The following is a 26823-nucleotide window of genomic DNA, read 5'->3' on the forward strand; positions in this document are numbered from 1 at the left end:
GACCGACTCTTTGATCGGGCCGGCTTCCTTATCGGAGAGTAACGTGAGCGGCATCCCCGTCGGAATCAGCACCTGCCTGCTGGGCAAGGAAGTTCGCCATGACGGCGGACACAAGCATTCCCGCTACTGCACCCAGGTGCTGTCAAAGCATTTTGAGTTTCGTTCCATCTGCCCGGAGCTGGAAGCGGGTCTGGGTGTGCCCCGCCCCGCCATTCACCTGCGCGAATACAGCGATGGCCTGCAGCTGATTGAAACCAAAGGCACGGCGGATCACACGGACACCATGCAGGGCTTTATCCACCAGGTTCTGCCCACTCTGGCGGATCTTCGGGGTTACATCCTGATGGCCAAGTCACCGAGTTGCGGTATGGAGCGCATCAAGGTGCACAACGAGAAAGGTCAGGTTACCCGCCGGGACGGCCGCGGGATGTTCGCCGAGGCACTACTGAATGCCTATCCGCTGATGCCGGTGGAAGAAGAAGGGCGCCTCAATGACGACATGCTCCGGGAAAACTTTATTGAGCGGGTGTTTGCCTACGATGACTGGATGCAGAATGTCGCCAGCGACAAGCTCTCAGCCAGGGCGTTGATTGAATTTCACACCCGACACAAGTTCCAGCTTCTGGCCCACTCAGAGAAAATTTACCGGCAGCTCGGTCCCATGCTTGGAGACCTGAAATCGGAGCCGCTGGAAGATATTGCCGGGCGCTATATCCACCTGTTCATGGAAGCCATGAGCCAGAGGGTCAGCCGGGGTTCGCACATGAACGCCATGCAGCACGTGATGGGCTACCTGCGGGGTTCCATGGGCGATGAGGACCGCAAGGTTCTGATGGAGCAGATGGAGGCTTACCGCAGAGGAGAGGTGCCACTGGTGGTGCCCATGACCCTGCTGCGCATGGCCCAGCGGCGGGAGCCGGTAGATTACCTGCATGCCCAGCAGTACCTCACGCCTTACCCGGACGAACTGGGGCTTAGAAACAACGTCTGACCCCAAGTCCACGCGTTCAATCAGAAACCGTAGAGGAGCGAGAGCGAGGTTTCGGTATCGGTGCTTTCAGAGCCCGCCGGAGGATCTGACCGGTGCTTCACCCGAAACGCGGCCTTCATGGAAAGATTGCCCACCACGTTCGCCTGCAGTGACGTTTCCGACTCGGTCACACGGTTGTTGTCTTCCAGGCCGATTTCCGTGCTGAGCTTCTGTTGAAACAGGGAGTTGGTGGACAGGGCATAATTAAACTGGCCTGCCAGACGGGCAATCGCCTCATCTTCGGTATCTTCACCCCGGGCGTTCACCATTTCCAGCTTGTTGTAGCGGTAACCGCCACCGATGGAGAGATCAAGAAAGGAACGCTCGCCAGAGGTCCAGACCCGGTGGCCATAACCGGTGGAGACCGTGGACTCAAAATCGTAGCCGGAAAAGCGATCGTCCACATAAGAGCCCCGGAGAAACCAATACTGGTTCTTAGCGAATTTGTAATTGGTCTCCAGGGCAGCCTGATATTTTTCGGCGGTGGTTTCGTCTTCGGTCTCGGAATAATTAGCCCGGAATTCACCGGTGTTACGCCAGGTTTCGACTTCATGGATCAGGCCTAGGCGGCCTTTGATATTGGTCTCTTCGGTATTGCCTGAAGTAATCAACACGCCCAGCTCGGTTTCGCCCTGCCAGTTATCGGCCTCTTGCCCATTGGCCAAAGGTGCGATAGCTACTGCGGTAATGGCTACAGCCTGTCGTAAATCCATGAGGTCTCCTTTCGGGTTGGTCAGGCCCCTTCGGTGCTTCTCGCCCTCTCGCCATCCAGGCTTTTCCGGGCCTGACGTTCTCTTTCCGCCTTTTTCCGGGCCTTGCGCTCAGCAATGATGCGCGCGGCCTCACCGCCAACGTGGGCCTCGCCGCGCTGCTCGGCCAGACGCATCTGCCGCTCACGCTCGGCAAACCGGGCTTTCTGCGCTTCGGTCAGTGAATCAATGCACTGATGACAGCTGACACCCTGCTCATACTCCGGGCGCTGCTTGTCCTCTTCGGTGATCGGCCGGCGGCAGGCATGGCACTGATCAAAATCACCTCGCTCCAGCCGGTGGTTGACAGTTACCCGGTCATCAAACACGAAGCACTCCCCGTGCCACAGGCTCTGCTCTTCGGGCACCTCCTCCAGATACTTCAGGATGCCACCCTTGAGGTGATACACCTCCTCGAAACCCTGCTCCTTGAGATAAGCCGTGGATTTCTCGCAACGGATCCCGCCGGTGCAGAACATGGCCACCTTCTTGTGCCTGGAGGGATCCAGGTTCTGCTTCACGTATTCCGGGAACTCACGGAAGGTATCGGTAGCCGGGTTGACGGCGTTTTTAAAGGTGCCGATTTCCACTTCGTACTGATTGCGGGTATCTACCAGCACCACGTCCGGATCGGAGATCAGATCGTTCCATTCCTTCGGCTCCACATAGGTGCCAACAATGCGCTTCGGATCGATTCCGTCCACCCCCATGGTGACGATCTCTTTCTTGAGCTTTACCTTGGTGCGTTTGAACGGCTGGATGTCCACGAAGGACTCTTTGTAATCAATGCCGTCAAACCGCTCGTCGCTGGCGATCCACGCTTTCACCGCATCAATGCCTTCGCGGCTGCCGGCGACGGTGCCGTTGATGCCCTCCCGCGCAAGCAGCAACGTGCCGTGCACGTCTTTCTCGAGCATCAGGTCCAGCAGGGGCTGGCGGAGGGATTTGTAATCATTCAGGACTGCGAACTTGTACAGTGCGCAGACAACAACGTTGTCGCTCATCATCTTCTCCTGCGGGCCGGACCGTAAATCCGGGGCATGGGTTCGGGGCTTATTAAAAGATCTCAGAGGCCAGAGCCCGAGAGGGCGCAAATTTTAACCATCTCAGGCTCACGATCAAGTGCGGATTATGCGGCCATCAATCTGTCTCGCTGGCGAGCTCACGCTCCACAACCGCTGAGAGCTGCCCCCAGCCAGGACGCGTGAGGCGGATGTTATCCACCAGAACAGTCGGAGTGCTGGTTACCCGCAATTGCATGGCCACCTGACGGCTCTGCTCCACCGCCTCCCGGTGAAGCTCCGTGGTCATGCAGGTCCGGAAGCGGCGTTCTTCCAGACCGAGGTCAACCGCGTAGCGAGTGAAGGTGGCCACCGGATCATTGGAGCCACTCCATTCTGTCTGGCTCTCGAACAGGCGATCATGCATCTTCCAGTAGGCATTCTGGTCTCCTGCGCAACGTGCCGCCTGGGCGGCCGGCATGGCATTGGCGTGCTGCTGCAGTGGCAGGTCGAAGTAGACAAAGCGGACCTTGCCGGTGTCCACATACTTCTCTTTCAGCTGTTTGCTCGCTGAGTAGAAGCTGCCACAGGCCGGACACTGGAAATCCGCAAACTCGCGTACCACAACCCGGGCGTCTTCGGGCCCGACAGCGACCCCGTACTGGTCCAGCTGCGCCGGGAAAGGCGCGGCATCAGCAGCAGCCACCGGCAATTCGTCTGAGGTTGGATCCGGTGACGCTGTCAGGAACGCCATTCCGAGGCCTATGGCCACAAGCACGAGCACGACGATGCCGGTATAAAGCGGCTTTTTCGATTTCGACCTGGCGGGAGGCGGCGCTCCGGTTTCCTTGCGACGTTTGGCTTCACCCATTGAGGGGCTCCTTGTTATGGTTCTGGACTTCCCGAATTAAAAAGCTGGTGATCGTTTCTGGAACCAGCCCGGCACGCTAAGATCATTTATATCCTACAAAAGTTCCAAGGAAAATGAAGGTATCGTCATGCCATTGCCCGATTCCCTGCAAGACACGCTTACCCTGCCCCTGGTTGCCGCCCCCATGTTCCTGATCTCGGGGCCAGAGCTTGCCCTGGCCTGCTGCAAGCAGGGCATTATCGGGAGTTTTCCGGCCCTGAACCAGCGCACCAGCGAAGGTTTCGAGGACTGGTTGAGCCAGATGAACGAAGAGCTGGCTGCATTTCGAAGCGCGAACCCGACTGTAAAAACAGCGCCCTATGCCGTAAACCTGATTGTTCACCGTACCAACCCGCGCTGGCAGGCGGATCTGGAGCTGTGTGTGAAACATCAGGTGCCCATCGTTATTACCTCCCTGGGCGCCGCCAGCCAGGTGGTGGAAGCGGTTCACGGGTACGGCGGTTTGGTATTCCATGATGTGACCAACCAGAAGCATGCCCGCAAGGCGGCGCAGGCTGGTGTCGACGGCATCATCGCCGTGGCGGCTGGCGCCGGCGGCCATGCCGGCACCATCAACCCGTTTGTGCTGGTGCATGAAATCCGGGAAGTGTTTGACGGCACCATCCTGTTGGCCGGCGGGCTCTCCCATGGCGAAGACCTGCTGGCGGCACAGGCCCTCGGCGCAGACCTCGCCTACATGGGCACCCGGTTTATCAACACCCGTGAGTCCCAGGCGGACGATGCCTACCGGAACATGATCATCGAGGCGGTCTCCGGTGATATTATTCACACCCCGGCGGTGTCCGGCATACCCGCCAGCTTTATGCGCCAGAGCCTGGAAGCTGCAGGCTTCCCGATGGACAAGCTGAACCAGGCCGGAGAAGTCAACTATGGCGAAAAGCTCAAGCCCATTGCCGATGAAGCCAAGGCCTGGAAGACCGTCTGGTCGGCCGGCCAGGGCGTGAGCCAGATCCACGACGTGCTGAGCGTCGCCGATCTGGTGAAGCGGCTTACTGACGAATACCACAATGGCCAGGTACGCCTGGACCAGGCGCGTTTGTGAACTTTCTGGCGTAGCAAACGTAAATGCTTGAACAGTCTGCCAAAACAGGTTCAGAAACATGCTGGGATTTTTGAAGGGTGATCCGAAAAAAAAGCTGCAGAAGGCCTATGAAGACAAACTCGCCAAGGCCCTGCACGCCCAACGCAACGGCGATTTGAGGACTCACGGAACCCTCATGGAGGAAGCGGAGAAAATCTACGCCGACATCCAGGCGCTGGAAGAAAAGAAATAACCGGGGGAGTTCTACTCCCCCATCAACTGCCGTATCCGATGATTGAGCCGCGCCACTTCCCGGCGCATGTCCTCAACCTCATCAAGCAACTCCAGCGACATGGCCAGGCCGGGCAGGTTCATCTTCAGGTCCCGCTGCAATCGCTGGGCTTTGCGCAACCGGCTCAGGGCGGCGACATTGAACTGCCACTGCAGGGCTTCCGGGGTATCCTCCAGCGGCGCAATAATGCCGTAGTCGACCAGCTTGATAACAAACTCGGCATGGCACTCGCCACGCTCACAGATTTCACGCAGGGTGAAGGTGCTGCCATCCTGGTCAATCACTTCTACCGTAAGAATATGATCTTGCTCACTCATTCCCTACTCCCGCTCACACGTGAAGCTTGCTGCGTGGATTGAAGTTTTTCTCGGCTTCGGCCAGTTGCTCATAGAGCTTCTCCGCTTCCGGGCTATGGTTCTCGGGCATGGTCACCTGCAGAACCACGATCTGATCACCAGGATGCTTACCGGGGAAGCCCTTGCCCTTGAGCCGGAGTTTGCGGCCACTGGTGGAGCCCCTGGGCACTTTCACATTCACCTTCGAGCCGACCGTAGGCACGGTTACCGTTGCCCCGAGAGCAGCCTCCCAGGGTGCCACTGGCACGGTGACCAGGACATCACGGCCTTCAACAGTGAAATGCGGATGCGGCGCGAATTCCACTTCAATGAACAGATCACCGGGCTCGCCACCGCCCACACCGGGCGCCCCCTGGCCTTTCAGGCGGATATGCTGGCCCTCACGCATGCCGGCGGGAATCTTCACCTTCAGGGTCTTCTGCCGCGGAACCACCCGGCCATGCTGGTCCGCTTCATGGACGGTAAACGACACCTGTTTGTCGGAGCCATGGAAGGCCTCTTCCAGGAACAGTGCGATCCTGGCATGGACGTCTTCACCGCGCATTCTCATGTTCTGACGGAAACCGCCACCGCCAAAGCCGCCGGCGGATGCACCGCGACGCCCGCCACCGAAGATCTCCTCGAAGAAATCGCTGAACTGGCGGGCATCCGCTTCGGTGTAACCACCGCCACCAAAGCCGGAGGCACTCTGCCAGCCGGGGGGCGGCTCAAACGAGCCATCCGCTTTTGCGCCGTATTTGCGCAGTTGATCGTATTCCGCCCGTTTCTCGGGGTCTTTCAATACCTCGTAGGCTTCACCAAGATCCTTGAACTTGGTGTCGGCGTCTTCCTCTTTGCTGACATCCGGATGGTATTTCCGGGCCAGCTTGCGGTAGGCCTTTTTGATTTCCTCGGCGGAGGCAGACTCGCTCACACCGAGTACGGCGTAATAGTCCTTGAAGTCCATGGCACTCCTCATGACTGATCATCATCGCTGATCACTTGTTGATCCCTGATACCTATAGTTGACGCTAACGCCAGAATTACAAGCTCGGCGAGTTCCGCTGTTGCGCCAGATCAATCCTTGCGATTGACCAAAAATTGCCGCCACCGTGGTAATTCGTATGGCGAATCGCCCGGGTTGGCGTCACACTTCAGGGTTTCATCCGCCTTGTCGGCCACAGGGAGAGACTTTTGACCAGCGTACCAACAACACGCTTCCGGATTTTCCTGATCGAATTCGCCCTCGCCCTGGGCGGCTTTGCGATCGGCACCGGTGAGTTCGCCATCATGGGCCTGATGCCCAATGTCTCGCAGGATCTGGGCGTGACCGAGCCCCAGGTGGGACACCTGATCAGTGCCTATGCGCTGGGAGTCGTCGTGGGTGCGCCTTTGCTGGCAGTGATCGGGGCCCGTTTTTTCCGGCGCCAGCTACTGATCTGGCTGATGGCTTTCTACGCGGTGGGCAACCTGGCGAGCGCGCTGGCCGAAGACTACACCGGCGTCATGATTGCACGTTTTGTGGCCGGCCTCCCTCATGGGGCGTATTTCGGCGTGGCCTGCTTGGTTGCGGCGTCCCTGGTGCCAGTCCATCAACGGGCGAAAGCAGTGAGCCGGGTGATGATGGGTCTGACACTGGCGCTACTGCTGGGGAACCCCATGGCGGCCTGGATGGGGCAGTCACTGGACTGGCGTTACGTGTATATATTCGTGGGCCTGATTTCCGTGATCACACTGACCATGGTGATCTGTGTGCTTCCGGTTGACCGGAAGGAAGAGCGCCGGGGATCGTTCAGCGAAATCCGCGCGTTCAATCGCGCCGGCATCTGGTTCGCCCTGGCCATTGGTGCCATCGGCTTTTCCGGTATGTTCGCCGTGTTCAGCTACCTTGCGCCCACACTGCTGGAAGTGACGAACGTTCAGAAATACTGGATTCCGCTGGCAATGGCGGTATTCGGCCTGGGTGGTTTTACCGGCAATCTGCTGGGTGGCTGGCTGTTCGACCGGCTGGGGTTCCGGGCTGTTGGCGTGATTCTGCTGCTGAGCGCCGGCATTCTGCTGGCGTTTCCCTCCACCACCGGTTCTCTGCCGGCAATACTGGTCGCCTGTTTCCTGGTCGCCATGATGGGTTCTCTGGGCCCGGCACTGCAGACGCACCTGATGGATGTGGCCCATGGCGCCCAGAACCTGGCGGCCGCCTCGCACCATGCTGCCTTCAATGTCGCCAATGCCCTCGGGCCCTGGCTGGCCGGTATGGCCATCACGGCAGGCTTCGGCTGGTCATCGACCGGTTACGTGGGGGCCACCACGGCAACCATCGGGCTGGTGATTTTCCTGGCAGCCTGGCGCCACAACGAGAAAGGCCTCCGGGATACGGAGGCCAATCAGGTTTCGGTCTCTTAAGCTTACTTGACCTTGGGGTCCAGCTCGCCAGAAGCGTAACGCTCGAACATACGCTCAAGGTTAACCGGCTTGATCTTGCTGGCATTGCCGGCACAGCCGAAGGCCTCGTAGCGTGCGATGCACACCTCGGTCATGGCCTTCATGGTTTCCTTGAGGAATTTCCGCGGGTCGAACTCGGCCGGGTTTTCGGCCAGGAAGCGACGGACCGCGCCAGTGCTGGCCAAACGCAGGTCGGTGTCGATGTTGACCTTGCGCACGCCGTGCTTGATGCCCTCTACAATTTCCTCGACCGGTACGCCGTAGGTTTCCGGGATCTCACCACCGTATTCGTTGATGATCTTCAGCCACTCCTGGGGTACGGAGCTGGAGCCGTGCATGACCAGGTGGGTGTCCGGGATGCGGGCGTGGATGGCTTTGATCTGGTCGATGGCCAGGATGTCGCCTGTGGGCGGGCGGGTAAACTTGTAAGCGCCGTGGCTGGTGCCGATGGCGATGGCCAGGGCGTCCACGTGGGTTTTCTTGACGAAATCCGCCGCTTCTTCGGGATCGGTCAGCATCTGGCTGTGGTCCAGAGTGCCTTCGGCGCCGATGCCGTCTTCTTCACCGGCCTGGCCGGTTTCCAGGGAACCCAGGCAGCCCAACTCGCCTTCCACGGAGACACCGCAGGCGTGGGCCATTTCAACGGTGCGACGGGTCACGTCGACGTTGTATTCGTAGTCGGTGGGGGTTTTACCATCTTCACCGAGGGAGCCGTCCATCATCACGGAGCTGAAGCCCAACTGGATGGAGCGCTGGCACACGGAGGGGCTGGTGCCATGGTCCTGGTGCATGACCACCGGGATGTGCGGGAATTCTTCGATGGCCGCCAGGATCAGATGGCGCAGGAAGGGAGCGCCGGCATATTTACGAGCACCGGCGGAGGCCTGGACAATCACCGGGGAGTCGGTTTTGTCGGCGGCTTCCATGATGGCGCGCATCTGTTCCAGGTTGTTGACGTTAAAGGCTGGCACACCGTAACCATGCTCGGCGGCGTGATCCAGCATTTGCCGCATCGAAATCAGGGCCATGGGTCGTCTCCTTCATTTGGACTTTGGATGTTTGAATTCTGTTTTGTTGCAGACTCCTGTGGTCAGGCTTGGGAGTCTGCTTCGGCTGGCGGAGGGGCTGACTGCCCGGAACACGCCGTGAATACGTCCCTGTAGGCTTGAGCGCAGCATCCATGCTGCGCACAGTTACGGGCAGCCAGCCCCTCCGCCAGCCTCGCGAATCTAGCTAAAGAAAAACGCCTTACGCGCCACGCTCCTCCAGTACCGCTACTGCCGGGAGCGTTTTGCCTTCGACAAATTCCAGGAAGGCGCCACCACCGGTGGAGATATACGAGATTTTGTCAGCAACACCGTACTTGTCAACGGCGGCGACGGTGTCTCCGCCTCCAGCCAGGGAGAAAGCATCGCTTTCGGCGATGGCGTGAGCAAGCGCCTTGGTGCCATTGCCGAACTGGTCGAATTCGAAGACGCCGACCGGGCCATTCCACAGGATGGTTTTGGCGTTCTTCAGCAGTTCCGCGAACTCGCCGGCGGTTTCCGGGCCTACGTCGAGGATCATGTCGTCGTCGCTGACGTCGGAGATATTCTTGACGGTTGCGGTGGCGGTTTCGGCGAATTCGCTGGCAACCACCACGTCGACCGGCAGGGGGATTTCAACGCGGCTGGCGATCTCTTTGGCGGTGTCGATCAGGTCGTGCTCACACAGGGATTTGCCGACCGGGTGACCGGCTGCCGCCAGGAAGGTGTTGGCGATACCGCCGCCCACGATGATGGAGTCGCAAACCTTTTCCAGTGCATTCAGCACGTCCAGCTTCGTGGAGACCTTGGAGCCGCCAACAATGGCAACGACCGGCTTGGCTGGGTTATCCAGGGCTTTGCCCAGGGCTTCGAGTTCGGCGGCCAGCAGGGGGCCGGCGCAGGCTTCGGGGGCAAATCTTGCCACACCATGGGTGGAGGCCTGGGCGCGGTGGGCGGTGCCGAAGGCGTCCATCACGTAGACATCGCACAGGGCGGCGTACTTCCGGGACAGTTCTTCGTTGTCTTTCTTCTCGCCTTTGTTGAAGCGGACGTTCTCGAACAGGACCACTTCGCCGTCAGCGACTTCAACGCCATCGAGGTAGTTCTTGATCAGGCGCACTTCCTGGCCGAGGACTTTGGTGAGGTGATCGGCGACGGGCTTCATGGAGGAAGCTTCATCGTAAACGCCCTCTTCCGGGCGGCCCAGGTGGGACATCAGCATGACTTTAGCACCGGCGTCTCTGGCAGCCTTGATGGTGGGCAGTGACGCACGGATACGGGCATCGCTGGATACCTTGCCGTCCTTGACCGGGACGTTCAGGTCTTCGCGGATCAGCACTCGCTTGCCGGCGAGGTTGAGGTCGGTCATTTTCTTGATGGCCATAACAATCTTCCCTATGTCTGCATGAACATGGGGTCAGATGAAAGCGTTCATCTGACCCCGTTTTCAGTCTTTTCCAGCCAACTGTCGGATTTTCACTAGGTTCAATCCGACCTACGGTAGGTCGGTTCGAGCGCAGCGATAACCGGCAATCAGGTTTTGTGTTTCGTCAGCCAGCTTTTGCTGACATCGAGCATCCGGTTCGCGAACCCCCACTCATTATCGAACCAGCACAGCACTTTCACCATGGTGCCGCCGGATACCCGGGTCTGGCCGCCGTCCACCACGCCTGAGTGGGCGTCGTGGTTGAAATCGGAGCTGGCCAGTAGTTCGTCGGTATAGCCGAGGATACTCTTTAACGGGCCGTTTGCGGCCTCTTCTAACAGTTTGTTAACCGTTGCCACGTCAGTAGGCGTACGCACGTTCACCACCATGTCGATGGCGGAGACGTTCATGGTCGGAACCCGCATGGCCACCGAGCTGAATTTGCCCTCCATGTTGGGCAGCAGCCGCTCAATGCCTTTCGCAAGGCCGGTTTCTACCGGAACGATATTGTGCAGGGCGCTGCGGGTTCGGCGCAGATCCTGGTGATGGTAGGCGTCGATCACCGGCTGGTCGTTCATGGCGGCGTGGATGGTGGTGGTGCTGCCCTGCTCCACGCCGAAGGCTTCGTCCAGAACCCTGATCACCGGCACCAGACAGTTGGTGGTGCAGGAGGCGGCGGCGACAATGACATCGTCTGCGGCAAGATCGCTGTGGTTGACGCCGTAGACCACGGTGCGGTCGACGTCCGACTCAGCAGGCTGCGAGAACAGCAGGCGTTTGGCGCCGGCATCGATGTGTTTCTGGGCCGTGGCGCGATCAGAGAAGGCGCCGGAGCATTCAAGCACCAGATCCACATCCAGCAGGCGCCAGGGCAACTCCGCCGGATCAGCGTGGCGCAACACCCGGATAGCATCGCCATTGACCACCAGATCCTGGCCCGAGACGGAAATCTCACCCTGAAACCGGCCATGGGTGGAGTCGTATCGGGTCAGGTGGGCAATGGTGGCGATATCCGACAGCTCGTTGATCGCGACCACCTGAAGATGGTCACGAAAGCCGTTTTCATAGAGCGCACGCAACACGCACTGGCCAATCCGGCCGTACCCGTTGATGGCAATGCGAAAAGGCGCGGAGTCTGTCATCAGGCGTCCAGCAGTTCCGCAGCCACTTCCAGGACATTGTCGACGGTAAAGCCGAACTCCTTGAACAGCTCACCCGCAGGCGCAGACTCACCAAAGGTGGTCATACCGATGATGCGGCCGTCCAGGCCCACGTACTTGTACCAGTAATCGGCGATGCCGGCTTCAATGGCGATGCGGTTGGTCACGTCGAGCGGCAGTACCTGCTGCTTGTACTTAGCGCTCTGGGCATCGAACACGTCAGTGGAGGGCATGGAAACCACGCGAACCTTTTTGCCCTGCTCACGCAGCTTGTCGGCCGCATCCTGGGCCAGACCGACTTCAGAGCCGGTGGCAATCAGGATCAGATCCGGGGTGCCTTCGCTGTCTGACAGGACATAGGCGCCCTTGGCCACGTCCGCCAACTGCTGGGCATTGCGCGGCTGGGCCGGCAGGCCCTGCCGGGAGAACACCATGGCGGTCGGGCCATCGGTGCGCTCAAGAGCGGCTTTCCAGGCCACTGCGGATTCAACGGTGTCCGCCGGACGCCACATGCTCATGTTGGGCGTGGTGCGCAGGCTGGCCATCTGCTCGATCGGCTGGTGAGTCGGGCCGTCTTCGCCCAGGCCGATGGAATCGTGGGTGAACACGAAGATGGAGCGCTGCTTCATCAGCGCGGCCATGCGCACGGCGTTACGGCAGTATTCCATGAAGATCAGGAAAGTTGCGCCGTAGGGCACGAAACCACCGTGCAGGGCGATGCCATTCATGATGGCGGCCATGCCGAATTCACGCACGCCATAGTAGATGTAGTTACCGCTCGCATCTTCTTTGGTCAGCCCCTTGGTGCCAGACCAGATGGTCAGGTTGGAACCGGCCAGGTCGGCAGAGCCACCCATCAGTTCCGGCAGCAGCGGGCCGTAGGCATTCAGAGTGTTCTGGGACGCCTTGCGGGAGGCGACGGTCTCGCCCTTGTCCTGGCACTCCTGGATATAGGCCTGGGCTTTCTCGGCAAAATCGGCGGGCAGGTCACCGGCCATTCGGCGCTTGAATTCTGCAGCCAGCTCGGGCTCGGCCTTCTCGTAGGCGGCGAACTTCTGCTCCCATTCGGACTGAGCTGCGGCACCTTTCTCACGGGCATTCCAGGCTTTGGCAATGTCGGCCGGGATCTCGAACGGGCCATACTGCCAGCCCAGTTGCTCTCGGGTCAGGGCGATTTCGTCATCACCCAGCGGCGCGCCGTGGCAGCTTTCCTTGCCCTGTTTGTTGGGCGAACCAAAGCCGATGATGGTCTTGCAGCAGATCAGGGTGGGCTGCCCGGTATTGGCACGACCTGCCTCGATGGCTGCGCGAACGGCCTCCGGATCGTGGCCGTCGACTGCAGGAATCACCTGCCAGCCATAGGACTCGAAGCGCTGCGGCGTGTTGTCGGTAAACCAGCCGTCAACTTCGCCATCGATGGAAATGCCGTTGTCATCATAGAAGAGGATGAGCTTACCCAGGCCCAGGGTGCCGGCCAGGGACGACACTTCGTGGGAAATACCTTCCATCAGGCAGCCATCGCCCAGGAACGCGTAAGTGTAGTGGTTAACAATCTCGTGCCCCGGACGGTTGAACTGCGCGGCCAGCGACTTCTCGGCAATCGCAAAGCCCACCGCGTTGGCAATGCCCTGGCCCAGGGGACCGGTGGTAGTTTCAATGCCCGGCGTGTAACCGTACTCGGGATGCCCCGGGGTTTTTGAGTGCAACTGGCGGAAGTTCTTGATGTCGTCAATGGAAACGTCGTAACCGCTCAGGTGCAGCAGCGAGTACTGCAGCATGGAGCCATGACCGTTGGACAGCACGAAGCGGTCCCGGTTGGCCCACTGAGGGTTGGCCGGGTTGTGGCTCAGGTAATCGTTCCACAGAACCTCGGCGATATCCGCCATACCCATGGGCGCACCCGGGTGGCCGGATTTGGCTTTCTGAACCGCATCCATGCTCAGCGCGCGAATGGCGTTGGCGAGATCTTTACGAGACGGCATTGACGTTTCTCCAGTGTTTTGCAGGAAAAGAATTCGTAGTGATTAAAGGACGATCAAAATAAGGCGCGTATTTTCGCCGATTACTGTGTGCCGGGGCAAATCGGCATGCGACTCTTTCACGATTGTTTGCCTGACGGTTGCCGAAACGGACCGATTTCAAAGAACAGGAAATCTATATCAAAGTTTTTTGATATGGCTATTGATTGACCACCCAAAGCCACTTAAACTCCTCCTCCATGACATCTCTGAACGCACACGCAAACAACCTGGCCTCCGTGGACGCACTGGCTCCGATCTTCAAGGCGAGCGGAGACCCCCTGCGCCTGGAGATCCTGCGGGTGCTGAGGCGGGATACTTTTGGGGTGCTTGAACTCAGCCAACTGTTTGATATGCGCCAGTCGGGCATGAGCCACCACCTGAAAGTGATGAACAAGGCCGGCTTGCTTGAGCCCCAGCGAGAGGGCAATGCAATTTTCTATCGCCGCCCCCTGCACCTGGACAGCGACAAGCCCACGGACCAGACCATCCGGCAGATTTTCGAAGCGGTTGACCGGGTGCCCCTGCCAACGCAGTTGCAGGAAAAGATTGAAGCCATCCGCAACCAGCGAGCCGACCAGTCCCAGGCGTTTTTCTCCCGGCACTCAGAGCAGTTCCGGGAGCAGCAGGAACTGATTGCCGCCTTTGAGCTATACGCCGAGCCGGTCGCAGAGCTGATCCGCAAGCGGTCACGGAAACACCAGTGGCAGACGGCCCTGGAAATCGGTCCCGGCGAGGGTGCGTTTCTGCCGGTGCTGTCAGGATTGTGCGAGCACGTTGTGGCCCTGGATAACAGCCGGGACATGTTGGCCAAGGCCACCCGCACCTGTATCGACGAACGGCTGAACAACATCGATCTGATCGAGGGCGTCACCGATACGCTGCTCGCCCGGGGCGATGCCTTTGACCTGGTGGTTGCCAACATGGTGCTGCACCACGTACCCAGCCCGGCCGACATTTTCCTGGATGCGGCGGCGCTGATGAACAACGGCGGCTGCCTGGTCATCAGTGACCTGTGCAGCCACGACCAGGACTGGACCAAGGAGAACTGCGGCGACCTGTGGCTCGGCTTTGAGCCGGAAGAACTGACCGCCTGGGCCTCCGATGCGGGCCTGAAGGCCGGAGAGCAGCTGTTTATCGGCCTGCGCAACGGCTTCCAGATTCAGGTTCGGGAATTCTGGAAGGACAGCGGGCAGATTTGATGCTGACCGTCTCAATATCAACAAATTTTGATATACGGATACGTAGTTTTACGTATTCTTACACTAACCAACAATCCGGTGACTGGAAGGCACTTTAAGAACATCACTTACCGGTCTGAATTTGAAACGCTCACAGAGGAGCACGCTTTATGTCTGACTACAACATCTTCACCTCCGAATCGGTCTCTGAAGGCCACCCGGACAAACTGGCTGACCAGATCTCTGATGCTGTCCTGGATGCCATCCTGGCGGAAGACCCCCACGCCCGGGTTGCCTGTGAAACCATGGTGAAAACCGGTGTGGCCATTGTCGGCGGAGAGATCACCACCAGCGCCTGGGTCGACCTGGAAGACCTGGTTCGCGGTGTGATCAAGGACATCGGCTATACCTCATCCACCGTGGGCTTCGATGGCGACACCTGCGGTGTGATCAACATCATCGGCAAGCAGTCCGTCGACATCGCCCAGGGCGTTGACCGCCAGAAGCCGGAAGACCAGGGTGCCGGGGACCAGGGCCTGATGTTCGGCTATGCCAGCAACGAAACCGACGTGCTGATGCCGGCGCCGATTACCTTCTCCCACCGTCTGGTTCAGCGCCAGGCGGAAGCCCGCAAGAGCGGCCTGCTGCCCTGGCTGCGCCCGGACGCGAAAAGCCAGGTCACCTGCCGCTACGAGAACGGCCGGGTTGCCGGTATCGACGCCGTGGTTCTGTCGACCCAGCACGACGAAGACGTGACCCAGGAAGACCTGAAAGAAGCGGTGATGGAACTGATCGTCAAGCACGCGCTGCCGGCAGAGCTGCTGCACAAGGATACCCAGTTCCACATCAACCCGACCGGCAAGTTCGTGATCGGTGGCCCGGTGGGCGACTGTGGTCTGACCGGCCGCAAGATCATCGTCGACACCTACGGCGGCATGGCGCGCCATGGTGGCGGCGCGTTCTCCGGCAAGGATCCGTCCAAGGTTGACCGCTCCGCCGCCTACGCCGGCCGTTACGTGGCCAAGAACATTGTCGCCGCCGGTCTGGCCGACAAGTGCGAGATCCAGGTGTCCTACGCCATTGGCGTGGCGCAGCCAACCTCGATCTCCCTGAACACCTTCGGCACCGGCAAGATCAGCGATGACAAGATCATCGAGCTGGTGCGCCAGCACTTCGATCTGCGGCCGTACGCGATCACCAACATGCTCGACCTGCTGCACCCGATGTACCGGGCCACCGCAGCCTACGGCCACTTCGGCCGTGAGCCTTATGAGATGACCGTCGGTGGCAAGACCTTCACCGCGTTCCCATGGGAGAAGACTGATCGGGCGGCGGCTCTGAAGGATGCCGCTGGTATTTGAGTAGGGTTCTGACATTGGAGTCAGGCCCGCTTTGATTCAGCCCGCCACCTTGTGGGGGTGGCGGCGCTGAGGTAGGTCCTTCAGGGACACGCTCGAGCCATCCATGGGCGCTTAGCTTCGGCCATCCATGGCCGAAGATAGTCCCTGAAGTACCTACCTCACCACCGCTCCCGACGTCTGGTGCGGGCTTATCGGAATAAAAGCGTCCCTCTCTCAAAGAGTCAGAGAGCCACAGAAGATTTAACGGCGTATCCATGACGGCATACGCCAAAGGTTTGAACAAGGAGGTGGGGGACTGCCCCGCGGAATGCCGAAGGCCATGGATGGCCTTCGACAAGCGCACATGGATGTGCTCGTAGCGGTTCCGCGGGGCAGTCCCCCACCTCCGATAACACCGAATTAGCGGTACCGGATACCAAACTCCGAGGCCGAAAAACACTGACAGGAGAACACCAAATGAGCACTCCGGCAGAGAAACTGAACAATTTTGACGACTACAAAGTCCGCGATATCTCCCTGGCCGGCTGGGGGCGGAAGGAAATCAACATTGCAGAGGGCGAAATGCCCGCCCTGATGAAGCTCCGCGAGAAGTACAAGACCGAGCAGCCGCTGAAAGGCGCCAACATCATGGGCTGTATCCACATGACCATCCAGACTGCCGTGCTGATCGAAACCCTGGTAGAACTGGGTGCCAACGTGCGTTGGTCCTCGTGCAACATCTTCTCCACCCAGGATCAGGCCGCAGCTGCCATCGCGGCACAAGGCATTCCTGTGTTTGCGTGGAAAGGCGAGACCGATGAAGAGTACGACTGGTGCCTGGAGCGCACCGTGGGCGCCGACGTCGACGGCTGGGCACCGAACATGATCCTGGACGACGGCGGTGACCTGACCGCTCTGCTCCATGAAAAGTACCCGGAAATCCTGGCCAACTGCCACGGCGTGACAGAGGAAACCACCACCGGCGTGCACCGCCTGCAGGAAATGCTGCGTGAAGGCACTCTCAAGGTGCCGGCCATCAACGTGAACGATGCGGTCACCAAGTCCAAGAACGACAACAAGTACGGTTGTCGCCACAGCCTGAACGACGCCATCAAGCGCGCCACCGACCACCTGCTTTCTGGCAAGAAAGCACTGGTCATTGGCTACGGCGATGTGGGCAAAGGCTCCGCTGCTTCCCTGCGCCAGGAAGGCATGATCGTGAAAGTCACCGAAGCTGACCCGATCTGCGCCATGCAGGCCTGCATGGACGGATTCGAAGTGGTGTCTCCATACATTGACGGCGTGAACACCGGCACCGAGGCTGGCGTTAACCGGGCCCTGCTGCAGAACACCGACATTCTGGTGACCACCACCGGCAACATGAATGTGTGCGACGCCCACATGCTCAAGGCGCTGAAGCCTGGCGCCGTGGTGTGCAACATCGGCCACTTCGATAACGAGATCGATACCGCGTTCATGCGCAAGAACTGGGAATGGGACGAGGTGAAGCCGCAGGTTCATATTGTGTACCGCGACAAGGCCACCAACGACCACCTGATTCTGCTCTCCGAAGGCCGTCTGGTGAACCTGGGCAACGCTACCGGTCACCCGTCACGGATCATGGACGGCTCCTTTGCCAACCAGGTGCTGGCACAAATGTACCTGTTCGAGCGCAAGTTCGCCGACCTGCCGGAAGACGCGCGGCAAAAAGGTGTGTATGTACAGGTTCTGCCCAAGCACCTGGACGAGGAAGTGGCTCGGGCCATGGTGGAAGGTTTTGGTGGCGTGATCACCAAAATGACCCCGGAGCAGGCCAAATACATCGGCGTACCGGTCGAAGGCCCGTACAAGCCGGAAAGCTACAAGTACTGATCGGGTATCAAGATGCAATCCCAGAAACAGTTCAGGCGCCGTTTCAGCTTTGAGTTTTTCCCGCCCAAGACCGACCAGGGCAAGGAAAAGCTGCAGAACGTGCGCAACCGGCTGGCCGAGGTGAATCCGGACTTTTTCTCCGTCACCTTCGGGGCCGGTGGTTCCACCCGGGACCGCACCATTGAGACCGTGCTCAACCTGCACCAGCAGGGCATTTCCACGGCACCGCACCTGTCCTGCGTCGGGGGCACCCGCGAGGGAATCAGCGAGCTGCTGGATGTGTACAAAGAAAACGGGATCAACCGGATTGTCGCCCTTCGGGGCGACATGCCCTCCGGTATGGGTGCGGCGGGCGAGCTGCGCTACGCCAATGAGCTGGTGGAGTTTATCCGCGAGCACAGCGGCGACCATTTCAACCTGGAAGTGGCAGCCTACCCTGAGTTTCATCCTCAGGCCCGCAATGCCGAGGAAGATCTGCAGAACTTTGCCCGCAAGGTGAAGGCCGGCGCCAACAGTGCCATTACCCAGTACTTCTTCAATGCAGACAGCTACTTCTATTTCATTGACCGTCTGGAGAAGATGGGCGTCACCATTCCGGTGGTGCCGGGCATCATGCCCATCGTCAACTTCTCCAGCCTGGTGCGCTTCTCCGACATGTGCGGTGCGGAAATCCCGCGCTGGATTCGCAAGCAGCTCGAAGCCTACGGCGACGACAGCGAATCCATCCGCAAGTTCGGTGAGGAAGTGGTAACCGACATGTGTGAAAAGCTCCTGAAGGCCGGTGCGCCGGGCTTGCATTTCTACACCCTCAACCAGGCAGAACCCAGCATCAGCATCTGGAAGAACCTGGGCATCAGTGAGCGGGAAAAGATCGCTTTCTGATAAATCTAGTGGTGTCGGATTACGGCCCTGTGGGCCTAATCCGACCTACAAATATTCCTCTACAGCTGCGAGTGAACCCCGGGGTCAGATGAACGCCTTCATCTGACCCCTTTTTCATCCCCCTCCGGTCAAACCTCCGCGCCAAGCATTTGATTTTCTGTGTGCATCTGCGTAATAGTCTAAAGTGTATGTGATGCAGTTCCATCCACGCTCCCCGGAGATCGCAGTCAACAGCCGCGGTTGGTCCGGTCTGCCTTACCGGGCAAATGGAGCCTCACAAGAAAGAAAAAGGAGAAAGCATGAGCACGAAATGGCTGAAAACAGTAGGTGCCACCCTGGCCCTGACCGTGGCAGCAGGTACCGCCAGCGCAGAAACCCTCAAGGTGGTCACTGACCCGAGTTTCGTTCCGTTTGAAATGATGGACGCGGAAACCGGCAAGATGATCGGGTTTGATATGGAGATCATCCGCGAAGTGGCAGACCGTGCCGGCTTTGAAATCGATCTGAACACCATGGATTTCAACGGCATCATCCCGGCACTGCAATCCGGTAGTGTCGACATCGCCATCGCCGGCATCACCATCACCGACGAGCGCGAGGAAATCGTTGATTTCTCCAATCCGTACTACGATTCCGGTCTGCGTCTTCTGGTGCGCGAAAGTAACGATGAGGTCAAGGAATTCGATGATCTGGAAGGCAAAAAGATCGGCACCAAGATCGGCAGCACCAGCTACGACTACCTCATGAAGAACCTCGAAGCCGATGACGGTGTTACCCCCTACCCGGGCAGTGCCGACATGTACATGGCGCTGATGTCGGGCGCCGTCGACGCGGTCTTCTACGATGCGCCGAACGTGGGCTACTTTGCCCGCACCAAGGGTGAAGGCAAGGTGAAAACTGTTGGCCCCCTGTACGAAGGTCAGCAATATGGCATCGCCCTGGTTGAGGGCAGCGAATGGGTAGACGAGGTGAACACTGCCCTGGCCTCGATGAAGGAAGACGGCACCTACAAAAAGATCTACGAAGAGTGGTTCGGCGCCATGCCGGATGACATGTAAGAGCTGAGAAGCACCTACTTACCACTCCCGGCGCCGGGGCCTCTGAGCCCCGGCTTTTCTGACCTCATCATCCTGTGGAGACACTTACAGTGGAATCCCAGTTTCAGTTCAGCTGGCAAGCAGCCTTAAATTCGATCCCCATTCTGATTGAGGGGATCCCCTACACCCTGATGATTTCGTTTGGCGGCCTGCTCATTGGCTTTATCCTGGGCATCTTCTTCGGCTTGCTGAGTATCAACAAATATTGGTTCCTGAAGTGGCCGGCGACCGCGTACATCGAAATTTTCCGTGGTACGCCCATTCTCGTTCAGGTGCTGTTTATCTTCTACGGTCTGCCCGACCTGATCGGCACTCCCATTAACCCGTTAACCGCGGGTATTGCAGCGATCGCATTGAATTCCGGCGCCTATATCTCGGAAGTGGTCCGCGGGGGCGTTCAATCCATCGACAAGGGCCAGACCGAAGCGGGCCTCTCCCTCGGCCTGTCACGCACCCAGACCTTCTGGTCGGTCGTCTGGCCCCAGGCTTTCCGGCGCATGGTTCCGCCCCTCGGTAACCAGGCCATTGTCAGCATCAAGGACACCTCCCTGTTCTCGGTGATTGGCGTGGGCGAACTGGTTCGCCAGGGCCAGATCTACATAGCAACCACCTTCCAGGCGTTCGAGGTGTACTTCATGGTTGCGCTCCTGTATCTCGCGATCACCCTTTCACTGTCCCTGATTCTCCGCTTCATCGAGCGGCGTGGACTGGTCTCCGTCTGAAGGAAAGCGACTCATGACTGATATCGTCAAAATGAAGGGCATGAACAAGTACTTTGGTAAGCTGCATGTCCTGAAAGATATAGACCTGACCGTTGCCAAGGGCGAGGTTGTGGTGATTATCGGCGCCAGTGGCTCCGGCAAGTCCACCCTGATCCGCTGCGTGAATGGCCTGGAGGAATTCGAATCCGGTCAACTGGAAGTGGATGGCCATCCGCTGGCCCCCAAGAGCGGCAACCCGAAATCCCTGGCCGATATCCGCAAGGAAGTGGGCATGGTGTTCCAGCAGTTCAACCTGTTCCCGCACCTGACGGTGAAAAAGAACATCATGCTGGCGCCGCGGAAGGTCAAGGATGCGTCGGAAACCATCGCCAACGCCACCGCGGAGCGGCTGCTCAACCGGGTAGGCATTGCCAGCCAGGCCGACAAATACCCCAGCCACCTGTCCGGCGGCCAGCAACAGCGGGTCGCCATCGCCCGGGCCCTGGCCATGGAACCCCGGCTGATGCTGTTCGACGAACCCACCTCAGCGCTCGACCCGGAAATGATCGGCGAAGTGCTGGACGTCATGCGCGAACTGGCCAAAGAAGGGATGACCATGATGGTCGTGACCCACGAGATGGGCTTCGCCCGGGAAGTGGCCGACCGCGTGATCTACATTCACGAAGGTCAGATCGTTGAACAGGGCAAACCGGACGATGTGTTCGACAACCCGCAGAATGAACGCACCCAGGCGTTCCTTTCACGGGTGCTGGCGCACTGAACCAGGCCAGTTCCACAAAGCCTCCGCTTGCGGGGGCTTTTTTCTTGAATGCCCGCCACCAAATCGCAACAACGCCCCACAAAACCGATTAACCCACCGGCGATGTGCAAACGCATGGCCGGACAAGAATGCAGTAACCCCCATGGCCAAAGCCCCCTGCAAGAAAACCAACAAAAGCTTCGAACAGACCCTCTGGGACACCGCCGACAAACTGCGCGGCGCCCTGCCGGACAACTACTTCTCCCGCCTGGGCATCGATGTGAGCAAACTGGCGGAGAAATCCGTAAGCATCTCTGCGTTACGCAACAATCCTGCGCAGCATTTTGGCGATCAGCCCATTGCCGTTCTGAGCCACAACAAGCCCGCAGGCTATGTGCTCGGCGCGGAACTGTTCGAGGAAATGATGAAACTGATAGGCGACAAGGAAGCCGCTTGCGGAGCTGGTTTCACGGGGTCGGATCAGCTCCTGAAACAGGCCTTGTTGTCGTTACGGAAGCGGTGATTGTATTCAATAACCACAAGCCGCTGCATTTCCTACAAGTATGCGCTTACGCTACCACGATTGAAGATGTAGAAATGAAAGGGAATTCTTAATGACAATACATGGAGTTGTGCCTGACTGGACAACGTTTGAGCAAAACCGGGACTATTTCTCAGGTTTTCAACAGGGCTGCCCCTCACTCTGAATACCGTTCCGGAACCTGCGAGGGTGCCAGAGCGTCACTCAGGCCATAAGCCCGCAGTATTTGCCCATACTCCCCATTGAGCCGGATTATATTGAGTCCCCGATTGAAGTGTTCCAGCAGCTCTTCGCTGTGGGGTTTGCCTCTTACCACGCCGAAGTACAGGGGCTGCATGAGCAGCGGGGCTGACAAGCGAACCTTACTCTTCACGGTGGGGTTGGCCTCGACAAAGGCCTTGGCGACCAGCTTGTCTTCAATACCCGCATCGACCCGGCCCTTGGCGACCATTTGAACGACGTTTGAAATTGTGCCGACAGGCAGTTTATTCAGGGTATCGGCCTGATCGAAACCGGCCCCGAAGCGCGCCCCCTCCCGATAAGCAATCCTTAGCCCGGCAAGATCGTTGACGTGCCGGGGGGCCAGATCGGTTCCTGCAGGTAAAAGAGCGACGATCGGGCTGAGAAAGTAGGGCTGGCTGAATGCTACCAGTGCTTCACGCTCCTTTGTATGCCATATGCCGACCAAGCCGTCTGCTGCCTGGTTACGGGCGTTCCACATGACCCGTCGCCAAGGCTGGAGTCGTACCGTAATATTGTCATAGCCTGACGCTTTCAGGGCCGCTTCCACAATCTCGGTGGCAAAGCCTTTGTGGGAGTCAGTATCGTCCAGATAAGGTGGCCAGGGTGGGCCTACCAACAAGAGCTCGCGACCGGCAACAGGGAACGCCAAAGAGAGCAAAAGCGCCAGCGACACAACAAGCCGCCTTGCTCGCGAGACAGGGCCGCCCAGCCGCCAACCAGAAAGAAAAAAGACCGTTAACATTTTTTTTGCACCCTGCCCTGCTCCTATTGATCAAACGATAGCATTGATCCTCTTGGCAGGATCGTAATTCAGAAGAACTCGACGACTCCTTCTGATCTTACAGGCCACCAGTTTCTTGAGGCATCACATTTCTTCATGAACCTGGCCGTAGGCCAGCATCGCGAACAGGCCGGTACCGCCGATAATGTTGCCGATGAGTACCGGCGAAATATGATAGATCAGGGCGTTGAAGAAACTCATTTCCCCACTGAGCACCAGAGTGAAGATCTCGTTTGACCCGGCAATCACATGGGTAAAGTCACCCGCCGCAATCAGCCAGGTAAACATGACGATAACCAGCACTTCGGATCTCTTCGCCGAAGGCAGCATCCACACAATAGCCGCTATGAAAAAGCCTGATGGAATGCCGCGCAAAAGTGTCTCGGCCGGAGTCAGCGTTGCCAGGTGGCGCGACATCTCCACCATCGCCGCGAGGATGTCGGCGGGAAGGATGCCTCCGTGGACGCCGATGGCGGCGGTAATAAACGTGCCACACAGATTGGCCACTAGCACAATTCCCCAAAGGCGGGCGGTACAATAGAACCGGTTACGCGTCGGCTGGGCCAGAACCGGCAGCACGACGGTGATGGTGTTCTCGGTGAACAGTTGAAGCCGGCACAGGATCACGAGGACAAACCCGAACGAGTAGCCCAGGCTTTCGATCAACGTCAGGTAGGGGTGATCTGAGCCCAGATTGGAGCGGATAATTCCCTCGACGAGGACCGAGGTCGAAATCCCCAGCCCCGCTGCCACACCGGACCACCAGAGCGAAATTTTAGGGCGCTTTAGCTCCTCTTCGCCCTCGCGCAGGATGATGGAGTAGACCGTCAGCGACGATAGATTGCGATGTTCGGCTACGGTCTCACGTTCCTTCGGAGTCAGTGACTTTTCGCTCGAGGTCGGTGTCTGTTCGCGGGATTCGCGATCCTGGACCTTGGCGCGAGACTCTTGCTCGTCCGCAACCTCCTTGGCTTTCTTTTCGGAGGTGGTATCCCGATTGGCTTCCCCGTCACTCATTCAGCTGTCCTTTAGCCATCCAGAAACGCGTGTGTTGTTGCAAGATTGAAACCGCCGGAAAGTTGTCTTTGGTATCTATGATAGCTTAGATGCTTTAATCGAAAACCGGGACAGATTTATTTTTCCACATTTACCGCCATGTTCGATGATGGCCGTGGAATCGGTCTGCCCCAGGAACAGGGGTTTAATCACCCGGATCGCCTCGTTGTCGTTACGGAACGGTGATTGTATTCAATAACGAGCTTTGAACAGATTCGTGAGTGCCGGCCGCATTAACGTGTCTCGCAAAGGCGCGGGATAGAGAACGCAGGCATCGTAAACCACGGTAAATTTGCTCATTGGCGCTCAGTATGCCATGCCCTCATCCTGGGAGAACGCGGTCAACTCTGCCAGCGTTTCACGTCTCTGTCGGTCGATACTCTCTTTGTAGGTGAGCACATCGGTCAGCAAGACCCGCCTGTGAACACCGACCTTGCGGAACGGGATGTCTCACTTTTCGAGCAGGCCGATGAGATAAGGGCGGCTAACGTTAAGCACATTGGCAGCCTCCTGCGTGCTCAATTCCTGATGATGGGGTATCAGACTGATGGCGTTCCCCCGAGACATCTCCGAGAGCACATCCAGAAGAATCTGGATCACATGGCCCGGCAGCGCCAACTCGTCGGTTTCACCATTGCTTCCCCGCAAGGACATCTGAACCCGATCGACGTTTGCATACTTCGCCAACGTTCGGCTGGATATTTTTGCTTGTTCCATCTCTGCCTGAGTCGGCAAATGAACTACTTTCTGGACCGTCATGGCATTCGTCTCCGCAAAAATTCCGAGTTAGGTTTGTTGAATTAAAGCTTGCCACAAACGAAATAACCGAAAGCAGTGAAATATTCGAAACGGAATTGTGGCGCCAAAGAATTGAAGTGAATCACCAAACGCTCCCGCCGGCCGCCGGCTATTTTGACGAAGCCTCCGGACACCGATTCAGGCAACACCTTCTCGCTCGCTAAGCCAGATTCAGCTTCGTGATATACCGACGCGCCACCTTGCCAAAGATCAGCAAGCACACGAGGGTCTGCAATAGAATGGCAACCACAAAGCCGATCATCAGAATGCCCAGCGGAAGCTCTGAGACAACCAGCATGACATCACCAATCGCAGGGGCGTCGGCTGAAAGGAATAGAAGGGCAATGAGGGAAATGAACGAGACGACCAGCGCACTGATGTTCACAGAGACAGACATTATCCAGTTCTCCCGGAGCGTCGGCGCCCTGCCAAACGCCGAAACCGATGCGGCCATTGCGCCATAGGCGGCACCGATCATCGCCCCGATCTGCACGCCGGAATTCATCTCGATGTTGAATACTTCACCGATCGTAATAATGCAGAGCTGGAAGGCTGCGTAGAGGCCGGTAAAGTTGAGGATGGTCTTTGTAATCATGTTTAAGCTTCCTTGCTTTTTCGGTTTTGAAGTTGTTGACACGTTCTAAAGAACTTCGAAATCTTGGACACTCGCATCGCGGCAGGTGCAGGCAAGCCTCGCAGTTTGCCTTCAGCAGGAGCGTTTCATTCAGACTGCATTAATACACCTGCCACCAGAACAACCGCGAGCGTTCCATACATCGACAGAAAAGGGACAAGACACCACGTTTGCCACAACTTTGGCAGCGGAACATCTGGGTCACCCAACGTCGATGCTCGCTTGTGGCAGAAACGAGACGACCGACAAGCGCCTCTGACCAGATCTGGCTGATACTGGAAAGACTGCCAGAATGTGTCGCGACTCGTTGTTCTATCTTCTTGGCATAACGAAAGCCCGTGGTCACTATCATAAGGATGAAAAACAGGCTTAGCAGGATACCTCCTGCCACCACATACGCTGCGAAGATTCGCCATTCCTCACTCACCGTTGCGCACCTCGTATATCATTTCTCCCGCGGCCGCTCCCATATCCCCGATTGTTTTTCCACCGATGGCGCTGCCCACTCCTGCAGCTATGATTCCACACGCTACGCCGCCCACCCCAGCAGTGCCGATGCCTACTGCCACGCAGAGTAACGGAGCTACCAAGGCTCCCGCCGTGCCGACCGCAGCTGAGCCAGCAAATCGCAAAGACTCGGTTAGCCCAACTTGCTCACATTCATTCGCTCGCCCAGTCGAACACGCCTCGTAAATCTTGTACCCAGCCAGCCCGGCATCCAATACCACAACCAATCGCCCGGCGTTGCTCGTAAAATTCCGGAACGTTCAGCCTACCGTGTTTTCTGAAGGTATTCTGATACAGCGCCTCAATGTCCTTCAGTGTCGCGTTAATGCTCTTGATCTGTTGGCCAATCATCGCCGCGCCTGCACCCATGCCGGTTGCGGCATTCACCGTCATCAGTTCCCCTGGCAAAACTCGGTTGCCCAGCCCCGGATTCAGACGCTCAAAATTGTCAGGTTTCGCAGATGCATCACCATAAAGCCGAGACAACAGCTCGTTGCGGCTCATTGGTTCGTGAACAACATGGAATCCGGGCTCACTCAGATCCCGATTGTCGTCGGCGTCAGGATGAGTTGTGCTTACCTCTCTGGCGTTGCCTGAACAGACTCCCCGGCAGTCGCTGAAGATACTGTTGCTTTCGGGGTGACGGGGGATACTCCCGAAAATGGCGCAGGCGTGTGAGTATCACCAATCACCACAGACCCCGACCCAATCGTCACGCCACCACAGGAAATAGCGCCACCGGTCACGGCGGCCGGCTTGCCATTGATCATGACCGTTGCCGAACCACCGGTGATAGTCCGGGGATGGGGTGGATGCTTCGGTTTGGAGTGGGGTGCCAGCGGGTCGCCCACGCGGGCAGCGGGCTTGCCGTCAATCAGTACATCCGGGGAGCCAGCAATCACTGGCGTGGGCGGAAAACCTTCGTGGTCGGAGCCGAGGTCTCCGAGCAGGACGATTGCTTTACTCATGTCGCTTCCTTTGCGTTTGGTTGAGCCTTCCT

General features: G+C 58.3%; 27 protein-coding genes and 1 pseudogene. 12 read left to right on the plus strand and 16 right to left on the minus strand.

The features are described from left to right. Positions 1 to 43 precede the first annotated feature (43 nt). Positions 44 to 991 carry a YbgA family protein gene (locus tag msub_RS11175; protein WP_048496088.1) on the plus strand — a complete coding sequence of 316 codons (948 nt, stop codon included), beginning with the start codon at positions 44 to 46 and terminating at the stop codon, positions 989 to 991. 20 nt (positions 992 to 1011) lie between these two features. Here msub_RS11175 and msub_RS11180 read toward each other — a convergent pair whose 3' ends face one another. The 3 genes from msub_RS11180 to msub_RS11190 all read right to left on the minus strand — a co-directional run bounded on the left by msub_RS11180 (position 1012) and on the right by msub_RS11190 (position 3651). Beyond that, positions 1012 to 1743 (minus strand): DUF481 domain-containing protein, encoded by a 732-nt coding sequence (locus tag msub_RS11180; protein WP_048496089.1) that lies wholly within the window; start codon positions 1741 to 1743, stop codon positions 1012 to 1014. Between the two features lie 20 nt (positions 1744 to 1763). After that, on the minus strand, positions 1764 to 2783 hold the full coding sequence (gene trhO, locus msub_RS11185; RefSeq protein WP_048496090.1) for an oxygen-dependent tRNA uridine(34) hydroxylase TrhO: 1020 nt from the start codon (positions 2781 to 2783) through the stop codon (positions 1764 to 1766). A gap of 136 nt (positions 2784 to 2919) precedes the next feature. Then, positions 2920 to 3651 carry a DsbA family protein gene (locus msub_RS11190; protein ID WP_048496091.1) on the minus strand — a complete coding sequence of 244 codons (732 nt, stop codon included), beginning with the start codon at positions 3649 to 3651 and terminating at the stop codon, positions 2920 to 2922. Positions 3652 to 3778: 127 nt separating this feature from the next. Here msub_RS11190 and msub_RS11195 point away from each other — a divergent pair, with 127 nt between their 5' ends. Continuing rightward, positions 3779 to 4753, plus strand: coding sequence for an NAD(P)H-dependent flavin oxidoreductase (locus tag msub_RS11195; protein ID WP_048496092.1), 975 nt, complete (start codon positions 3779 to 3781; stop codon positions 4751 to 4753). 58 nt (positions 4754 to 4811) lie between these two features. Next, positions 4812 to 4985 (plus strand): DUF6435 family protein, encoded by a 174-nt coding sequence (locus msub_RS21575; RefSeq protein WP_156182752.1) that lies wholly within the window; start codon positions 4812 to 4814, stop codon positions 4983 to 4985. Positions 4986 to 4996: 11 nt separating this feature from the next. On the opposite strand, the gene msub_RS11200 is transcribed toward msub_RS21575, so the two are convergent. Both msub_RS11200 and msub_RS11205 read right to left on the minus strand, forming a co-directional pair. Continuing rightward, positions 4997 to 5341 (minus strand): chaperone modulator CbpM, encoded by a 345-nt coding sequence (locus tag msub_RS11200; protein WP_048496093.1) that lies wholly within the window; start codon positions 5339 to 5341, stop codon positions 4997 to 4999. Positions 5342 to 5354: 13 nt separating this feature from the next. Further along, positions 5355 to 6326, minus strand: a complete 972-nt coding sequence (locus msub_RS11205; protein WP_048496094.1) for a DnaJ C-terminal domain-containing protein — start codon at positions 6324 to 6326, stop codon at positions 5355 to 5357. 227 nt (positions 6327 to 6553) lie between these two features. On the opposite strand from msub_RS11205, the gene msub_RS11210 reads away from it, so the two are divergent. Next, the gene (locus tag msub_RS11210; protein ID WP_048496095.1) at positions 6554 to 7762 is read left to right on the plus strand and encodes an MFS transporter; all 1209 of its coding nucleotides are present in this window, start codon (positions 6554 to 6556) and stop codon (positions 7760 to 7762) included. 2 nt (positions 7763 to 7764) lie between these two features. On the opposite strand, the gene fba is transcribed toward msub_RS11210, so the two are convergent. The 4 genes from fba to tkt form a co-directional block, all read right to left on the minus strand. Continuing rightward, positions 7765 to 8829 (minus strand): class II fructose-bisphosphate aldolase, encoded by a 1065-nt coding sequence (fba, locus tag msub_RS11215; RefSeq protein ID WP_048496096.1) that lies wholly within the window; start codon positions 8827 to 8829, stop codon positions 7765 to 7767. A 220-nt stretch (positions 8830 to 9049) separates the two neighbouring features. Further along, on the minus strand, positions 9050 to 10210 hold the full coding sequence (locus msub_RS11220; protein WP_048496097.1) for a phosphoglycerate kinase: 1161 nt from the start codon (positions 10208 to 10210) through the stop codon (positions 9050 to 9052). A gap of 149 nt (positions 10211 to 10359) precedes the next feature. Then, positions 10360 to 11394 (minus strand): type I glyceraldehyde-3-phosphate dehydrogenase, encoded by a 1035-nt coding sequence (gene gap, locus msub_RS11225; RefSeq protein ID WP_048496098.1) that lies wholly within the window; start codon positions 11392 to 11394, stop codon positions 10360 to 10362. Beyond that, positions 11394 to 13394 (minus strand): transketolase, encoded by a 2001-nt coding sequence (tkt, locus tag msub_RS11230; RefSeq protein WP_048496099.1) that lies wholly within the window; start codon positions 13392 to 13394, stop codon positions 11394 to 11396. The genes gap and tkt overlap by 1 nt, the downstream gene beginning before the upstream one ends. Positions 13395 to 13630: 236 nt before the next feature. Here tkt and msub_RS11235 point away from each other — a divergent pair, with 236 nt between their 5' ends. The 8 genes from msub_RS11235 (at position 13631) to msub_RS11270 (ending at position 21786) form a co-directional block, all read left to right on the plus strand. Further along, positions 13631 to 14632 (plus strand): metalloregulator ArsR/SmtB family transcription factor, encoded by a 1002-nt coding sequence (locus msub_RS11235; RefSeq protein ID WP_048497077.1) that lies wholly within the window; start codon positions 13631 to 13633, stop codon positions 14630 to 14632. Positions 14633 to 14781: 149 nt separating this feature from the next. Further along, entirely contained in the window at positions 14782 to 15972 is a 1191-nt protein-coding gene (metK, locus tag msub_RS11240; RefSeq protein WP_048496100.1) for a methionine adenosyltransferase, read from the plus strand. Positions 15973 to 16428: 456 nt separating this feature from the next. Continuing rightward, the gene (ahcY, locus tag msub_RS11245; protein ID WP_048496101.1) at positions 16429 to 17823 is read left to right on the plus strand and encodes an adenosylhomocysteinase; all 1395 of its coding nucleotides are present in this window, start codon (positions 16429 to 16431) and stop codon (positions 17821 to 17823) included. Positions 17824 to 17835: 12 nt separating this feature from the next. Continuing rightward, positions 17836 to 18705: a methylenetetrahydrofolate reductase [NAD(P)H] gene (gene metF / locus msub_RS11250; protein ID WP_048496102.1), complete on the plus strand. Its 870-nt coding sequence runs from the start codon at positions 17836 to 17838 to the stop codon at positions 18703 to 18705. Between the two features lie 299 nt (positions 18706 to 19004). Continuing rightward, positions 19005 to 19763 (plus strand): transporter substrate-binding domain-containing protein, encoded by a 759-nt coding sequence (locus msub_RS11255; protein ID WP_048496103.1) that lies wholly within the window; start codon positions 19005 to 19007, stop codon positions 19761 to 19763. 89 nt (positions 19764 to 19852) lie between these two features. After that, positions 19853 to 20524, plus strand: a complete 672-nt coding sequence (locus msub_RS11260) for an amino acid ABC transporter permease (protein WP_048496104.1) — start codon at positions 19853 to 19855, stop codon at positions 20522 to 20524. A gap of 13 nt (positions 20525 to 20537) precedes the next feature. Next, entirely contained in the window at positions 20538 to 21284 is a 747-nt protein-coding gene (locus msub_RS11265; RefSeq protein ID WP_048496105.1) for an amino acid ABC transporter ATP-binding protein, read from the plus strand. Positions 21285 to 21426: 142 nt separating this feature from the next. After that, positions 21427 to 21786: a type II toxin-antitoxin system Phd/YefM family antitoxin gene (locus tag msub_RS11270; protein ID WP_082146466.1), complete on the plus strand. Its 360-nt coding sequence runs from the start codon at positions 21427 to 21429 to the stop codon at positions 21784 to 21786. Between the two features lie 175 nt (positions 21787 to 21961). Here msub_RS11270 and msub_RS11275 read toward each other — a convergent pair whose 3' ends face one another. From msub_RS11275 to msub_RS21130, 7 genes and pseudogenes are all read right to left on the minus strand, one after another. Continuing rightward, positions 21962 to 22720 carry a substrate-binding periplasmic protein gene (locus msub_RS11275; protein ID WP_197083820.1) on the minus strand — a complete coding sequence of 253 codons (759 nt, stop codon included), beginning with the start codon at positions 22718 to 22720 and terminating at the stop codon, positions 21962 to 21964. A gap of 192 nt (positions 22721 to 22912) precedes the next feature. Continuing rightward, complete coding sequence (locus msub_RS11280; protein WP_082146467.1) at positions 22913 to 23845, minus strand: formate/nitrite transporter family protein; 933 nt, start codon at positions 23843 to 23845, stop codon at positions 22913 to 22915. A 234-nt stretch (positions 23846 to 24079) separates the two neighbouring features. Beyond that, positions 24080 to 24184, minus strand: a pseudogene (locus tag msub_RS22175) (PIN domain-containing protein); the annotation flags it as partial. A gap of 150 nt (positions 24185 to 24334) precedes the next feature. Next, positions 24335 to 24643: a hypothetical protein gene (locus msub_RS11285; RefSeq protein WP_197083821.1), complete on the minus strand. Its 309-nt coding sequence runs from the start codon at positions 24641 to 24643 to the stop codon at positions 24335 to 24337. Between the two features lie 199 nt (positions 24644 to 24842). Next, positions 24843 to 25277 (minus strand): ABZJ_00895 family protein, encoded by a 435-nt coding sequence (locus msub_RS11290; protein WP_048496107.1) that lies wholly within the window; start codon positions 25275 to 25277, stop codon positions 24843 to 24845. A 699-nt stretch (positions 25278 to 25976) separates the two neighbouring features. Next, entirely contained in the window at positions 25977 to 26327 is a 351-nt protein-coding gene (locus msub_RS22180; protein ID WP_048496108.1) for a hypothetical protein, read from the minus strand. 71 nt (positions 26328 to 26398) lie between these two features. After that, positions 26399 to 26791 carry a type VI secretion system PAAR protein gene (locus tag msub_RS21130; protein WP_082146468.1) on the minus strand — a complete coding sequence of 131 codons (393 nt, stop codon included), beginning with the start codon at positions 26789 to 26791 and terminating at the stop codon, positions 26399 to 26401. Positions 26792 to 26823: the final 32 nt, after the last annotated feature.

This window comes from Marinobacter subterrani (genome assembly GCF_001045555.1).
In the GTDB taxonomy this organism is placed as follows: domain Bacteria; phylum Pseudomonadota; class Gammaproteobacteria; order Pseudomonadales; family Oleiphilaceae; genus Marinobacter; species Marinobacter subterrani.

What these genes read in the sequence shown, in the direction of transcription:
- msub_RS11180 (WP_048496089.1), bottom strand. Translation starts at nt 1,743, where the DNA reads ATGGATTTACGACAGGCTGTAGCCATTACCGCAGTAGCTATCGCACCT.
- trhO (WP_048496090.1), bottom strand. Translation starts at nt 2,783, where the DNA reads ATGAGCGACAACGTTGTTGTCTGCGCACTGTACAAGTTCGCAGTCCTG.
- msub_RS11190 (WP_048496091.1), bottom strand. Translation starts at nt 3,651, where the DNA reads ATGGGTGAAGCCAAACGTCGCAAGGAAACCGGAGCGCCGCCTCCCGCC.
- msub_RS11195 (WP_048496092.1), top strand. Translation starts at nt 3,779, where the DNA reads ATGCCATTGCCCGATTCCCTGCAAGACACGCTTACCCTGCCCCTGGTT.
- msub_RS21575 (WP_156182752.1), top strand. Translation starts at nt 4,812, where the DNA reads ATGCTGGGATTTTTGAAGGGTGATCCGAAAAAAAAGCTGCAGAAGGCC.
- msub_RS11200 (WP_048496093.1), bottom strand. Translation starts at nt 5,341, where the DNA reads ATGAGTGAGCAAGATCATATTCTTACGGTAGAAGTGATTGACCAGGAT.
- msub_RS11205 (WP_048496094.1), bottom strand. Translation starts at nt 6,326, where the DNA reads ATGGACTTCAAGGACTATTACGCCGTACTCGGTGTGAGCGAGTCTGCC.
- fba (WP_048496096.1), bottom strand. Translation starts at nt 8,829, where the DNA reads ATGGCCCTGATTTCGATGCGGCAAATGCTGGATCACGCCGCCGAGCAT.
- msub_RS11220 (WP_048496097.1), bottom strand. Translation starts at nt 10,210, where the DNA reads ATGGCCATCAAGAAAATGACCGACCTCAACCTCGCCGGCAAGCGAGTG.
- gap (WP_048496098.1), bottom strand. Translation starts at nt 11,394, where the DNA reads ATGACAGACTCCGCGCCTTTTCGCATTGCCATCAACGGGTACGGCCGG.
- tkt (WP_048496099.1), bottom strand. Translation starts at nt 13,394, where the DNA reads ATGCCGTCTCGTAAAGATCTCGCCAACGCCATTCGCGCGCTGAGCATG.
- msub_RS11235 (WP_048497077.1), top strand. Translation starts at nt 13,631, where the DNA reads ATGACATCTCTGAACGCACACGCAAACAACCTGGCCTCCGTGGACGCA.
- metK (WP_048496100.1), top strand. Translation starts at nt 14,782, where the DNA reads ATGTCTGACTACAACATCTTCACCTCCGAATCGGTCTCTGAAGGCCAC.
- ahcY (WP_048496101.1), top strand. Translation starts at nt 16,429, where the DNA reads ATGAGCACTCCGGCAGAGAAACTGAACAATTTTGACGACTACAAAGTC.
- metF (WP_048496102.1), top strand. Translation starts at nt 17,836, where the DNA reads ATGCAATCCCAGAAACAGTTCAGGCGCCGTTTCAGCTTTGAGTTTTTC.
- msub_RS11255 (WP_048496103.1), top strand. Translation starts at nt 19,005, where the DNA reads ATGAGCACGAAATGGCTGAAAACAGTAGGTGCCACCCTGGCCCTGACC.
- msub_RS11265 (WP_048496105.1), top strand. Translation starts at nt 20,538, where the DNA reads ATGACTGATATCGTCAAAATGAAGGGCATGAACAAGTACTTTGGTAAG.
- msub_RS11270 (WP_082146466.1), top strand. Translation starts at nt 21,427, where the DNA reads ATGGCCAAAGCCCCCTGCAAGAAAACCAACAAAAGCTTCGAACAGACC.
- msub_RS11280 (WP_082146467.1), bottom strand. Translation starts at nt 23,845, where the DNA reads ATGAGTGACGGGGAAGCCAATCGGGATACCACCTCCGAAAAGAAAGCC.
- msub_RS11285 (WP_197083821.1), bottom strand. Translation starts at nt 24,643, where the DNA reads ATGACGGTCCAGAAAGTAGTTCATTTGCCGACTCAGGCAGAGATGGAA.
- msub_RS11290 (WP_048496107.1), bottom strand. Translation starts at nt 25,277, where the DNA reads ATGATTACAAAGACCATCCTCAACTTTACCGGCCTCTACGCAGCCTTC.
- msub_RS22180 (WP_048496108.1), bottom strand. Translation starts at nt 26,327, where the DNA reads ATGAGCCGCAACGAGCTGTTGTCTCGGCTTTATGGTGATGCATCTGCG.
- msub_RS21130 (WP_082146468.1), bottom strand. Translation starts at nt 26,791, where the DNA reads ATGAGTAAAGCAATCGTCCTGCTCGGAGACCTCGGCTCCGACCACGAA.